Raw genomic sequence first — 14005 nt, forward strand, 5'->3', positions numbered from 1 at the left:
CGCGTTATCGCCGGCCGTACGTGTCGTCGAAGCGCACGATATCGTCTTCGCCGAGATACGAGCCCGATTGCACCTCGATGATTTCCAGCGGCATCTTGCCCGGATTCTCGAGACGATGCGTGACGCCGAGCGGGATATACGCCGATTCGTTTTCCGACACGATGAAGCGCTCTTCGCCGCGCGTGACGAGCGCCGTGCCGCGCACGACGATCCAGTGTTCGGCGCGATGATGGTGCATCTGCAGCGACAGTTGCGCGCCCGGCTTCACGACAATGCGCTTTACCTGGAAGCGTTCGCCCATGTCGACGGAATCGTAGTGACCCCACGGGCGATGCACCTTGCGATGGTTCACGGCTTCCGCGCCATGCGCTTCGCGGATGCGGCCCACTACCTTCTTCACGTCCTGCACGCGGCTCTTGTCGGCGACGAGAATCGCGTCGTCCGTTTCGACGACGACGAGATCGTGCGTGCCGACGCAGGCGATCAAGCGGCCTTCGGAATGCGCGAATGTCGACCCGGCGCCTTCGAACATAACGTTGCCGCGGCCGACGTTGTCGTCGCTGTCCTTCGGCAGGATGTCCCAGATCGCGTCCCACGAGCCGACATCGGACCAGCCGGCATCGAGCGGCACGACGACGCCCGAGCATACCGACGTGTCGCCGCCCAGACGTTCCATCACCGCGTAGTCGATCGAATTGGACGGGCACGCGCCGAACGCGTCGCGCTGCACGCGGAAGAAGTCGCCGTCGGTGGTGCCTTGCGCATGCGCGGCTTCGCAGGCTTCATAAATGGCCGGATGGAAATGACGCACGGCCTTGATCCACGTCGACGCGCGCAGAATGAAAATGCCGCTGTTCCACCAATACTCTTTGGACTCGACATAGCGCTGCGCGAGTTCGATGTGCGGCTTTTCGACGAAGCGGTCGAGCTGGTGCGCGTCGATCACGCGCTCGCTCGCCGTTTCGACGGCGGGCAGTGAAGCACCGATACGAATGTAGCCGTAGCCCGTTTCGGCGCGCGACGGCACGATGCCCATCGTCACGATCTGGCCGTTTGCAGCATGCTGCACGCCCGCCGCGACGGCGGCGTGAAAACCTTCAGTGTCCGTCACCGCGTGGTCGGCGGGCATCACGACCATGATGCCGTCCTGGTCCTGCGCGAGCACGGAAAGCGCCGCGATCGTCAAAGCCGGTGCGGTGTCGCGTGCGCAGGGCTCGAGAATCAGGCGGCTCTGTTTGCCGCTCACGCGCAGTTGCTCGGCCGTCGTGAAGCGATGATCTTCGTTGCAGACAACGACCAGTTGCTCGGCGACGGGATAACCGGCATCGAGCCCATCGAGCCGTTGCGTCGTCGATTGCAGCAGCGAGTCTGCGCCCAGCAGACCGATCAGCTGTTTCGGATGCTGTTCGCGCGACATCGGCCACAGCCGTGTTCCCGAACCGCCAGCCAGTATCACGGGATGAACCTTGAGCTTGACGTTGAGCCGGGTTTGATTCGCCTGGCGATTGTCGACGTCTGACGCCGTAGCAGTCATGGTGATAACTCCTCGAAGCAGGGTGAATGGCTTCGTTTTTATCACGTCGTAATGCGTCAATAAATGGACATTGAATTTCTACCGAATAATTCCAATGCAAAATGCTCAACATGCATTAACGAATAATTTCGCAATGCCAGAAAAATAGAAAATAAATCATGCAAAAATTGACGCGACACAATTCGCGGCCTTGAAATTCGGAGGCTGACCGGCACGCGTACGGCATCAACTGAAACTGCAGCGGAAAAAAAGCACAGCAAAGGCGGGTCGAGCGGTGTGAAGTGCGGTGCCAACTCGCATAATTCGGCAAAAGTTACCGAATAAAAGTGAAAAAAATATCGTAAATCGTGCTGATACATTTTGAGATTTTTTACCGCCTTGCAGCCGGAATTTTAATACCGCTTTATCTAGGCTTGTACAAGGGTATTCACTCACCGGCGCAATTCATTCGTATTCGGGTCGCAATGCAAACCGCAATGCACCGGATGCGAGGTGATTTGCTTTTCCCGCGTTGCTTTTCCATTCGCAAGACGCAAGGCCGGTTGGCGAATCACCCGACAAGCCGGCGCGCGAATTACGCAGCGCACTTTTCAACGGACCGTGGATAGAACTTGATTGAACTGACAGACAAGGCGAGGGGCAGCAGATGCTGAGCGTTCTATCGAGAATCATCGACATCGGCATGGTCGCGCTCGGCGCGCTGATCGCAGCCGCGCTGCACGCAGGGCATTTCGTATGGCTCGACGACATGCAAAGCGTGTCGCTGGCGTTCGACTGCCTGCTCGTGATCCTGTTCTTTCCGGCCCTCGGCATCTATCAGTCGTGGCGCGGCAAGCCGCTGTACGACCTGCTGTGGCGCGTGTCGATGGGCTGGTTGATGGTCGAGGTGACGGGCGTGCTGATGAGCTTCAGCCTGCACCGATCGGACATGCTGTCGCGCCTGTGGCTCGCGTACTGGGCCGGCGCGAGCGTGGTGCTGCTGATCGTCACCAAGGCGCTGGTGCACGCCGTGCTGCGCGGACTGCGCCGCGAGGGCTTCAACCAGAAGCGGGTGGCTATCGTCGGTGGCGCGCCGTACGGCAAGTTTCTGATCGAGCAGATGCGCAGCCGTCCCGAAGCAGGCTTCAGCCCCGTCATCGTCTATGACGAAAACGATAGCCGCAGCCACTACGAAGACAACGACGAGCCGGAAACTATCGAAGGCGTGCCCGTGCGGCGCGACTACGCGGCGATGATCGACGAGATGCGCCGCCGTTCGGTGCGCGAGTTGTGGATGGCGCTGCCGATGTCGAAAGAGAAGATCATCCATCGCTTCGTGATGGAGTTCCGCAACGACTTCGTGAACATCCGCTTTATCCCGGATGTGCGCAGCCTGACGCTCCTCAACCAGCCGATGGTCGATCTGCTCGGCGTGCCCGCGATCAATCTCGCCGCATCGCCGATCACCGATCTGCGCGTGCTGCCCAAGCGGATCTTCGACCGTCTGTTCGCGCTCGCCGCACTGACGGCGCTCGCGCCGCTGCTGCTCGCAATTGCCGTGGCCGTGAAGCTGTCGTCGCCGGGCCCGGTGTTTTTCCGGCAACGGCGCAAGGGCATCGACGGACGCGAGTTCGAGATTTTCAAGTTCCGCTCGATGAAGGTCCACCAGGAACAGGCGGGCAAGATCACGCAGGCCACGCGCCGCGATCCGCGCATTACGCCCGTCGGCGCGTTCCTGCGCCGCACGAGCCTCGACGAACTGCCGCAGTTCATCAACGTGCTGCGCGGCGAGATGTCGGTGGTCGGGCCGCGTCCGCATGCGCTCGAACACGACGACATCTACAAGGATCTGGTGAAGGGCTACATGCACCGCTACCGGATCAAGCCCGGCATCACCGGCTGGGCGCAGATCAACGGCTATCGCGGCGAGACCGACCGCATCGAAAAGATGATGGGCCGCGTCAAGCTCGATCTGTACTACATGCAGCACTGGAGCTTCTGGCTCGACATCAAGATCGTTGGCCTGACTTTCTGGAAAGGCTTCGTGGGCAGCAACGCGTACTGACGCGCGTGGCGTCCATCGGGTAGAACGCCAGGCGTTCTTCATTCACTGAACATTCAATCTCCGAGGTGTAATTCATGAACCTGACGATCGTTGGAACCGGATACGTGGGCCTCGTGACGGGTGCCTGTCTGGCAGACATCGGGCACGACGTATTCTGCCTCGACGTCGATCAGCGCAAGATCGACGTGCTGAACAACGGCGGCGTGCCGATCCATGAGCCGGGTCTGCTGGAGATCATCGCGCGCAACCGCAAGGCGGGGCGCCTGAAGTTTTCGACGGATATCGAAGCGGCCGTCGCGCATGGCGACATCCAGTTCATCGCCGTCGGCACGCCGCCCGACGAGGACGGTTCGGCCGACCTGCAATACGTGCTGGCCGCGGCGCGCAATATCGGCCGCCATATGAAGGGCTTCAAGGTGATCGTCGACAAGTCGACGGTGCCCGTCGGCACCGCGCGCCGCGTCGCGCAGGCCGTGCAGGAAGAGCTGAATGCGCGTGGCCTGAAGCAGATGTTCTCGGTCGTGTCGAACCCCGAGTTCCTGAAAGAAGGCGCCGCCGTCGACGACTTCACGCGCCCGGACCGGATCATTCTCGGTTGCGACGAAGACGTGCCCGGCGAAAAGGCGCGCGAACTGATGAAGCGCCTGTACGCGCCGTTCAACCGCAATCACGAACGCACGCTGTACATGGACGTGCGTTCCGCCGAGTTCACGAAATACGCGGCCAACGCGATGCTCGCGACGCGCATCTCGTTCATGAACGACCTCGCGAATCTCGCCGACCGCGTCGGCGCCGATATCGAAGCGGTGCGCCGCGGCATGGGCTCGGACCCGCGCATTGGCTACGACTTCCTGTACGCGGGCTGCGGCTATGGCGGCTCATGCTTCCCGAAGGACGTCCAGGCGCTGATCCGCACGGGCAGCGAGATGGGCCACAACCTGCGCATTCTCGAAGCCGTCGAAGCAGTGAACGAAACGCAGAAGAAGATCCTCGCGCACAAGATCGTTGCACGTTTGGGCGAGGACCTGTCGGACCGCACGTTCGCCGTCTGGGGTCTTGCGTTCAAACCGAATACCGACGACATGCGCGAAGCGCCGAGCCGTGCACTGATCGCCGAACTGCTGGCGCGCGGCGCGAAGGTCGTGGCCTATGACCCGGTCGCCGTCGACGAATCGAAGCGCGTGTTCGCGCTCGACCTGAAGGACAAGCCGCAACATCTCGCGCGCCTCACGTTCGCGGATGAAGAAATGCAGGCGGCTGAGCAGGCCGACGCGCTGGTGATCCTCACCGAATGGAAGGTCTTCAAGAGCCCGGATTTCGACAGTCTCAAGACGCTGCTGAAAACGCCGCTGATCTTCGACGGCCGCAATCTGTACGAGCCGGACACGCTGCGCGAACTCGGCATCGAGTATCACGCGATTGGCCGTCAGTCCGCGCAGTCCGAAGCGGCGGCGGCCTCGCTCGCGACGGCTGCCACGGCTGACGCGCTGTAACCCCAGGCGTCATCGACTGCAAAGAGGCCGCCCATGTTCGCGAACGTCCTGATCGTCTGCCACGCCAACGTGTGCCGCTCGCCCGCCGCCGAGCGACTGTTCAAGTCGCGTCAGGACGCGCGCGGAGCGCAGCCCATCGCGTTTCGCTCGGCGGGCCTGCGCGCGATCGACGGCTACGCCATGGACCCCGTCATGCGGCGTCTGCTCGAAGAACGCGGCGTGGAAAGCGGCGCGCATCGCGCGCGGCGGCTCGACGGCAAGCTCGTGCGCGATGCCGATCTGATCCTCGTCACCGAACAGCGGCAAGTCAAGGATGTGGAAGCGCTCGATCGCACTTCGCGCGGCAAGGTCTATCCGCTCGGCAAGTGGGACAAGTGGGGAAGCGCCGACGTCGTCGATCCGCATGGACGCGACGAAGGCGCGTATCGCGACAGCCTCGCGCACATCGAACACCTCGTCATGGGATGGCTGGACAAAATATGCTGAAACGAAATATCACGTTATCTATTCTGCTGACGACTTTTCTGTCGGCGTGCGCGACCGCGCCGGGGAATTACCTCGACACGTCGCGTCTGAAGGAAGACTCGCAGAACAAGCCGGCTGAGACGTACCCGGTGACGCTGATCGATGCCTCGGTGATCCAGAAGCAGCAGGCCCAAACGGCAGACTCCATTGCGAAGCAGGTGCTGCCGCCGCCGGGCCCGTTCGCCGATCCGACGCAGTACGTCTATCACGTCGCGCCGCAGGACATTCTCGGCATCACCGTGTGGGACCACCCGGAACTGACGACGCCGAACGGCAGCACGCTGTCTTCGGGCGGCAACACCACGCAGTCGATCGGCGGCGCGTTGCAGCAGCCGTACACCCAGGCACTGCCGGGCCAGGCCGACCCGTACGGACAGACGGTCGCGCCCGACGGCACGATCTATTTCCCGTTCGTCGGCCGGATTCGCGCGTCGGGCCGGACCACGGCGCAGATCCGCGACGAACTCGGCAAGAAGCTGATTCCGTACATCCGCGATCCGCAGGTCGATGTGCGCGTGCTGTCGTACCGCAGCCAGAAGGTGCAGGTGACGGGCGACGTGAAAACGCCGGGACCGCTTGCGCTGTCCGACGTGCCGCTCACGCTGGTCGACGCGATCACCCGCTCGGGCGGCTCGTCCGACAACGCCGATCTGCAGCGCGTGCGCCTCACGCGCAAGGGCAAGCTCTACGTGCTCGACGCGAACCGCATGCTCGACAAGGGCGATTCGACGCAGAACGTGATGCTCGAACCCGGCGACATCGTCAACGTGCCGGACCGCAGCGACACGCGCATCTTCGTGATGGGCGAAGTGAAGACACCGATCCCCGTGCCGATGAACAAGGGCGAACTGACGATCGCCGATGCGCTCACGCAGGCGGGCGGCATTCTCGACACCGACGCGAACCCGCGCCAGATCTACGTGATGCGCGGCATGAAGGACAAGCCGACCACGCCCGACGTGTATCGCCTCGACATGACGCAGCCCGACGCGATCATGCTGTCGTCGCAATTCCAGTTGCAGCCGATGGACGTGGTGTACGTGGGCACGGCCGCCTCGACGACATTCAACCGCGTGTTGCAGCAGGTCCTGCCGACGGTGCAGACGCTGTTCTACCTGAAGCAGCTGACGCGCTGATGTCCTGACGTCTCATTGCAGTTGCAATGCCTGAACCGCTGCCGGCATCCCGGCGCTTCGCATCCGGAACACGAACGGATGCAACGCACCGGATGCCGCCGGCGACCCGACCCGGGTCAACCCTGAGCACTCAAGCGAGTATCCAAGTGAGCACTCAAGCCAATCCCCATCTGGCCATGCAGGCCAGAACCGAAGAAGAGGACGTGGTCCTCGGCCAACTGCTGCAGGTGATCATCGACGACATCTGGTGGCTGATCGGCATCGCCGCGACCATCGTCGCGATTGCCGGCTTCTACTGCTATGTCGCGAAGCCCGTGTATTCGGCCGATGCGCACGTGCGTGTGGAAACGTCGGACAACACGTCGCAGGCGCTCACGCAGACGCAAACGGGCGCGACGATCTCGACGGGACAGTCGACGATTCCCACCGACGCCGAGATCGAAATGATCAAGAGCCGCGGCGTGGTCGCGCCCGTGGTTCACGACATGAAGCTGAACTTCTCGATCGCGCCGAAGACGATTCCCGTGCTCGGCAGCCTCGCCGCGCGTCTCGCGACGCCGGGCCAGCCCGCCAAGGCGTGGCTCGGCCTCGGCTCGTATGCGTGGGGCGGCGAATTGGCCGACGTCGATTCGCTCGACGTGACGCCTGCGCTCGAAGGCCAGAAGCTGGTCCTCACCGCGCTCGACAACGAACGCTACACGCTGATGACGCCCGACGGCCAGTTGCTGTTGCGCGGCCAGGCCGGCCAGCCGGCACAGGGCGGCGGCGTCACGATGCTGGTCGACAAGCTCGTCGCGCGGCCCGGCACACAGTTCACGGTGATGCGCGCGAACGACCTCGACGCGATCGGCGCGTTCCAGTCGGCGATCAACGTGCAGGAGCAGGGCAAGCAGACGGGCGTGATCTCGATCTCGCTCGAAGACCAGAGCCCCGAGCACGCGGCGGCCGTCGCCAATGCGCTCGCGCAGTCGTATCTGCTGGAGCACATCCGCACCAAGCAGGCCGACGCGAGCCGGATGCTCGACTTTCTGAAGAGTGAAGAGCCGCGCCTGAAGTCCGATCTGGAACGCGCGGAAGCGGCGTTGACGGCGTATCAGAGCAAGAGCGGCTCGATCAACGCGAGCGATGAGGCGAAGGTCTATCTGGAAGGCAGCGTGCAGTACGAGCAGCAGATCTCCGCCTTGCGTCTGCAGATTTCGCAGCTCGAACAGCGCTATGGCGACGATCACCCGATGATCAAGGCCGCGCAGCAGCAGATGGCCGAACTCCAGGCGCAGCGCACGAAATACGCTGACCGTTTCCGCGATCTGCCCGCTACCGAAGTGAAGGCCGTGCAGCTGCAGCGCGACGCGAAGGTCGCCGAAGACATCTACGTGCTGCTGCTCAACCGCGTACAGGAACTGTCCGTGCAGAAAGCAGGCACGGGCGGCAACGTGCATATCGTCGACGCCGCGTTGCGCCCCGGTTCGCCCATCAAGCCGAAGAAGGCGCTGATTCTGTCGGCAGCGACGATTCTCGGGCTGATCATCGGCACGGGTTTCGTGTTCCTGCGCCGCAATATGTTCAAGGGAATCGACGACCCCGAAACGGTCGAGCGCACGTTCCATTTGCCCGTCTATGGTCTCGTGCCGCTGTCGTCCGAACAGGCGCTGCTGGAGAACGCCGCAGTGCGCGGCGGCACGCGTCAGCGCGCGGTGCTCGCAAACGCGAAGCCGAAGGACGTGTGTATCGAAAGCCTGCGCAGCCTGCGCACGTCGATGCAGTTCACGCTGCAGGATTCGCGCAACCACATCGTGATGTTCACGGGTCCGCTGCCCGGCGTCGGCAAGAGTTTCCTGACGATCAACCTCGCCGTTCTGCTCGCGCATTCGGGCAAGCGCGTGCTGATGATCGACGGCGACATGCGGCGCGGCGCGCTCGAAAAGCATCTCGGCGGCTCGCAGGACAACGGCCTGTCGGAGTTGCTGAGCGGGCAGATTTCGCTGGAAGAAGCGGTGCGCGCGACGGAAATCGACAACCTGTCGTTCATTTCGTGCGGCCGCCGTCCGCCGAACCCGTCCGAACTGCTGATGTCGCCGCGGCTGCCGCTGTACCTCGACGGGCTGGGCAAGCGCTACGACGTGATCCTGATCGACACGCCGCCCGTGCTGGCCGTGACCGACGCGTCGATCATCGGCGGCTATGCGGGTTCGACGTTCTTCGTCGTGCGCTCGGGCATGCACAGCGAAGGCGAGATCGCCGATGCGTTGAAGCGCCTGCATTCGGCGGGCGTGCACGTGCAGGGCGCGATTTTCAACGCGATGCCGCCGCGCGCGCGCGGCAACTACGACCGCAGCTACGCGGCCGTGCAGGAATACCTGAGCACCTGATGCGCGCATTGGGTCTTGCCTGCGAGGCAAGGTCCATGCGCCGTCAACAAGCCACGGAGAGTACAGGATGAAGATAACGGTACTGGTGCCGACCTTTCGCCGCCCGCAGGACCTCGCGCGCTGTCTCGCGGCCTTGCAGAAGCAGGAGCGCGTGCCCGACGAAGTGGTCGTGGTCGCGCGTCCCGATGATGAAGCGACGCATGCATGCCTCGCCGATCCCCTCGTGGTCGGCGCGTTGCCGCTGAACGTCGCGGCCGTCGAATTGCCGGGCCAGGTGGCCGCGCTCAATCGCGGGCTGGATGCTGCGACGGGCGACGTGATCGCCATCACCGACGACGACGCCGCGCCGCACGCGGACTGGGTGCGCCGCATCGGCGCCGCGTTCGAAAGCGATCCGCGCCTGGGCGCGCTCGGCGGACGCGACTGGGTGCATCAAAAGGGCGGCGTGCTCGACGGCTCGCGCTTTCTGGTCGGCAAGATGATGAAGTCGGGCAAGATCATCGGCAACCATCATCTGGGTGTCGGTGAAGCGCGCGAAGTCGATCTGCTCAAGGGCGCGAACATGAGCTACCGGCACGACGCGGTGCGCACGATCCGCTTCGACGGCCGCTTGCGCGGCGCAGGCGCGCAGGTCCACAACGACATGGCGTTCAGCATGAGCGTGAAGAACGCGGGCTGGAAGCTGGTTTACGATCCGCGCGTCGCCGTCGATCACTACCCCGCCGAGCGTTTCGACGAGGACCGCCGCGACGCGCAGTCGCTGACGGCGGTGCGCAACGCCGCGTACAACCTGCATCTGATCCTGCGCGAGCAGTTGCCGGCTGGGCAGCGCGAAGTCGCGTGGTGGTGGTATGCGCTCGTCGGCACGCGTGTTTATCCGGGCGCGCTGCATGCGGTGCTCGCGCTGACGTCGAAAGGGGCGCGCACCAAGCTTGCGCGCTGGCATGCCGTGCGCACGGGCGCTCGCGAAGCGCGCCGGGCGTTTGCGCAGCAGCGCGGCACGGGCACCGGGACGGGGGTGCACGCATGACGACAAAGGTCCACGTGCATCTTTTTTACGGCGCCGATCCGCGTTTCTATCGACCGGGCGAGAACATCGGCTGCCTGTATGGCTATCACCACGCCGAGTCCGACGAATTCCAGTTGAGCTATTCGCAGGACGCAAAGGAGAGCAAGCCGGTACGTCTCGTGCGCCGCGCGCTGAAGACGCTGCTCGGCTTCGACCTGATCCACACGCTGCGCAACCGCGACGAGATGCTGCGCTCGGACGTGATCTGGACGCACACCGAGCAGGAATGGCTATCGGCCGCGCTGATGCTGCTGATGAACGGCAAGCGCGAGGAGCAACCGCTATTGCTCGCGCAAAGTGTGTGGCTGATCGACAAGTGGCCGAACTATGGGCTGCTGCGTCGCTGGTTCTATCGCAAGCTGATTGGGCGTGCTGATCTTTTGACGACGCTCGCGCGCGATAACGCCGAGTTGTGCCGCGAGTATTTCGACCGCGACGCGACGCAGCTTTTCTACGGGCTGAACACGCGCGATTTTCCCGTGCAGCAGCCAAAGGCATGGCAACCGAATACGCCGCTGCGCATCGCGGCCATCGGCAACGATCGCGACCGTGACTGGGAAACGCTGATCAAGGCCGTCGGCAACGATCCGCGCTTTGCGGTGCGGCTCGCGACGCGACGGCGCATTCCGCGCGCACTGCGTTCGTTGAACGTGCAGGTCGCGCCCGCAGCGGGCCTGAAGAAGCAGCGCGAACTGTACGACTGGGCCGACGTGGTCGTCGTGCCGCTGCGTCCGAACACGCATGCGTCCGGTATCACGGTGATGCTGGAAGCCGCCGCCGTCGGCAAGCCGATGGTCGTGACGAATGTCGGCGGGCTGGAGGATTACTTTTCGGCGCGCGCGGCGGCGTATGTGCCGCCGTTCGACGCCGACGCGCTGCGCGAGGCGCTGCTCGGCCTCATCGCATCGCCCGACCAAGCGCTGCAACAGGCGCAGGCGGCGTCGATGCAGCTCGTGTCGCGCGATCACACGACGCAGCACTATGCGCAGCAGCACGTGAAGCTCACGCGTGATCTGCTGCGTCAGCAAGCGCAGCACGCGCATCCCGCGCAGAAGGCGAACGCCAGTGGAAACGCCCGCGTGCCGTCGCAGAGCCGGGGAGGGATGTAAGCGATGTCGTCGATTGCACGAGCCGGGATCGATAGCGCCACTCGCGCCGTCAAGAGCGTGAAGAGCGACAAGCGCCAGAAGAGCGAGTGGCTGCCGCCCGCGTTGCTGTGGCTCGTCACGGCGATGCTGATCGTCGCGCATCAGGGCACGGTGCTCACGCTCGCGTTCCCGGTGCTGTCGATCGCCGTCGGTTTCTGGCTGTACTTCAAGGCGCCCGCGAAGTACGTCGGCTACATGTGGTGGCTGTGGTTCCTGAGCCCCGAAGTGCGGCGTCTCGCCGACTGGTCCAAAGGCGCGTTCACGCCGACCAGTCTGATCCAGGTCGCGCCCCTCGCCGTGACGATGATCAGCGGGCTGTCGCTGATCCGCTTTTACCCCGTGCTCGCGCAACGGCGCGGCCTGCCCGTCCTGCTGGTGCTGGCGGGGCTCGGGTACGCGTTCATGATCGGCGTCGTCTCCAGCGGCCCGCTGGCGGCCCTGTACGACCTCGCGAACTGGGTCTATCCGATCCTGATCGGTTTTCACATCATGGCGCACTCGCGCCGGTACCCGGAGTTCCGCGAGACCATCATCAATACCTTCATCTGGGGCATGTTGCTGATGGGCGGCTATGGCCTCGTGCAGTTCTTCATCATGCCGCAGTGGGACGCGCTGTGGATGCTCGGATCGCAGATGAATTCGCAGGGCGACCCGGTGCCGTTCGGCGTGCGCGTATTCAGCACGATGAATTCGTCGGGCCCGTTCGCGCTCGCGATGATGGGCGCGATGGTCTACGTGATGGCCGCGAACCATCGCGTGCGCTGGGTGGCGGGCGCGCTCGGCTTCCTGTCGTTCTGTCTGTCGCTGGTGCGCTCGACATGGGGCGGCTGGGTCATCGCGATGCTGATCCAGCTCGCCAAGTCGAACAACAAGGTGCGTATCCGCATCGTCGCGAGCGCGGTGCTGCTGGTTGGCCTGTGCGTGCCGCTGCTGGCGATCGGCCCGGTCGCCGAGCGGATGCAGGCGCGTCTCGACACGATCGTCAATCTTCACGACGACCAGAGCTACGCCGCGCGTAACGAGTTCTACGCGACCTTCGCGAAAACCGCGTTCACCGATGTGACGGGCGAAGGGCTGGGCGCGACGGGCACCTCGACCAAGCTCTCGAACGACGGCGGCCAGCTCGGCCAGTACGGCAACTTCGACAGCGGCGTGATGAACATTCCGTTCGTGCTCGGCTGGCCGGGCACGCTGCTGTACATGTCGGGCGTGATCTGGCTGCTGGTGCGCGCGCTACGCGCATCGTTCAAATTGCGCGACGACAAGTTCGCGTCCGCTTCGCTGTCGCTCGCGCTGGCGATCTTCGCGATGCTGGTGTTCACCAATTCGCTCGTCGGCACGGGCGGTCTGCTGCTCTTCATGGGCGTGTTTTCGATTATTTCCGCGGCGCACTGGCAGAAGCTGAACAGGCGCCGCCATTCATTCTTTCCTGGAGGCCACTGATTGAGAGTCGCCATCGTCACGCACGTAGTGCGTCATAACGACGGGCAGGGCCGCGTCAATCACGAGATCGCGCGCGCCGCGCTCGACGAGAACATCGAGGTCACGCTGGTCGCCTCGCATGTCGCGCCCGAACTGCTCGAACATCCGCTGGTGCGCTGGGCGCCCGTGAAAATCGGCCGCTTCTGGCCCACCAATCTGCTGCGCCAGCAGGTGTTCGCATTGAAGAGCGCGTGGTGGCTGCGCAAGCACCGCGCCGAATACGACGTGCTGCACGTCAACGGCTTCATCACGTGGATGCCCGCCGACGTGAACACCGCACACTTCGTCCATAGCGGCTGGTTCAACAGCAAGTACTACCCGTTCGGTTTGAGCAAGGGTCTGTGGTCCGCATATCAGTTCGTCTATACGCGCGTGAATGCCGTGCTCGAAGGCTGGGCGTATCGACGTTCGCGTGTGATCACGGCCGTGTCGCAGAAGGTCGCGACCGAGATCGCCGCGATCGGCCTCACGCCGCGCAACCGGCTCGACGTGATCTACAACGGCGTCGATACGCAGGGCTTTGCCGCCGCGCAGGGCGACCGCACGCGTTTCAAGTTGCCTGAGGACAAGTTCCTGCTGCTGTTCGTCGGCGATCTGCGTACGCCGCGCAAGAATCTCGGCACGGTGCTCAAGGCCTTGAAGCATCTGCCCGAGCACGTGCATATGGCGGTGGCCGGTTATCTGCCGGGCAGTCCGTATCCGGAAGAGGCGAAAGCGCTCGGCATTGCGGACCGCGTGCACTTTCTCGGCCTCGTCAAAGAGATGCCCGTGCTGATGCATTCCGTCGATGCGTACGTGTTTCCGTCGCGCTACGAAGCGATGAGCCTGTCGCTGCTCGAAGCGATGGCGGCGGGTCTGCCTGTCGTGACCGCGCACACGGCGGGCGGGGCGGAGATCATCACGCCCGAATGCGGCATCGTGCTCGACGATCCCGACGATCCGCAGGCGCTCGCGCAAGCCGTGGGACGTCTCGCATCGAACGACGCGCAACGGCTCGCGATGGGCCGCGCGGCCAACGAACTCGCGACGGGCTTCGGCTGGGCGCGCATGGCGCAGCAGTACATCGCGCTGTACCGGCAGATTGCGGGGCAGCGTGAAGACCGCCGCCGCGCGAAAAACATCAATGACAACGACGCCGAACCGCTGGCGGCGAACGTGCTCGCAGGCCCGCAACGCGCGGATCGCGCGTGATGCACGTGACGTAC

10 protein-coding genes are annotated in these 14005 nt (G+C 63.9%); 9 read left to right on the forward strand and 1 reads right to left on the reverse strand.

The genetic code is table 11. From position 1 onward, the window contains the following. Positions 1-4: 4 nt before the first annotated feature. Positions 5-1534, reverse strand: a complete 1530-nt coding sequence (locus SB822_RS17090) for a mannose-1-phosphate guanylyltransferase/mannose-6-phosphate isomerase (protein WP_007733156.1) — start codon at positions 1532-1534, stop codon at positions 5-7. A gap of 646 nt (positions 1535-2180) precedes the next feature. Here SB822_RS17090 and SB822_RS17095 point away from each other — a divergent pair. The 9 genes from SB822_RS17095 (at position 2181) to SB822_RS17135 (ending at position 13991) form a co-directional block, all read left to right on the forward strand. Then, a complete protein-coding gene (locus tag SB822_RS17095) occupies positions 2181-3578 on the forward strand; it encodes an undecaprenyl-phosphate glucose phosphotransferase (protein WP_007585964.1) in 1398 nt (465 codons plus the stop codon). A gap of 74 nt (positions 3579-3652) precedes the next feature. Beyond that, positions 3653-5071, forward strand: coding sequence for a UDP-glucose dehydrogenase family protein (locus SB822_RS17100; RefSeq protein WP_079499577.1), 1419 nt, complete (start codon positions 3653-3655; stop codon positions 5069-5071). 33 nt (positions 5072-5104) lie between these two features. Beyond that, the gene (locus SB822_RS17105) at positions 5105-5557 is read left to right on the forward strand and encodes a low molecular weight protein-tyrosine-phosphatase (RefSeq protein ID WP_007733153.1); all 453 of its coding nucleotides are present in this window, start codon (positions 5105-5107) and stop codon (positions 5555-5557) included. Beyond that, the gene (locus tag SB822_RS17110) at positions 5551-6732 is read left to right on the forward strand and encodes a polysaccharide biosynthesis/export family protein (protein WP_090835167.1); all 1182 of its coding nucleotides are present in this window, start codon (positions 5551-5553) and stop codon (positions 6730-6732) included. The genes SB822_RS17105 and SB822_RS17110 overlap by 7 nt, the downstream gene beginning before the upstream one ends. A gap of 176 nt (positions 6733-6908) precedes the next feature. Further along, positions 6909-9101 (forward strand): polysaccharide biosynthesis tyrosine autokinase, encoded by a 2193-nt coding sequence (locus tag SB822_RS17115; RefSeq protein WP_086919076.1) that lies wholly within the window; start codon positions 6909-6911, stop codon positions 9099-9101. 67 nt (positions 9102-9168) lie between these two features. Further along, positions 9169-10131: a glycosyltransferase family 2 protein gene (locus SB822_RS17120; protein WP_079499578.1), complete on the forward strand. Its 963-nt coding sequence runs from the start codon at positions 9169-9171 to the stop codon at positions 10129-10131. Then, positions 10128-11279 (forward strand): glycosyltransferase family 4 protein, encoded by a 1152-nt coding sequence (locus SB822_RS17125; RefSeq protein WP_086919070.1) that lies wholly within the window; start codon positions 10128-10130, stop codon positions 11277-11279. The genes SB822_RS17120 and SB822_RS17125 overlap by 4 nt, the downstream gene beginning before the upstream one ends. Before the next feature lie 3 nt (positions 11280-11282). After that, a complete protein-coding gene (locus SB822_RS17130; protein WP_007733145.1) occupies positions 11283-12761 on the forward strand; it encodes a glucose-6-phosphate isomerase in 1479 nt (492 codons plus the stop codon). Beyond that, entirely contained in the window at positions 12762-13991 is a 1230-nt protein-coding gene (locus tag SB822_RS17135; RefSeq protein ID WP_007585979.1) for a glycosyltransferase family 4 protein, read from the forward strand. Positions 13992-14005: the final 14 nt, after the last annotated feature.

This window comes from Paraburkholderia sp. SIMBA_054 (assembly GCF_046534875.1).
GTDB classification, from domain to species: Bacteria; Pseudomonadota; Gammaproteobacteria; order Burkholderiales; family Burkholderiaceae; genus Paraburkholderia; species Paraburkholderia hospita.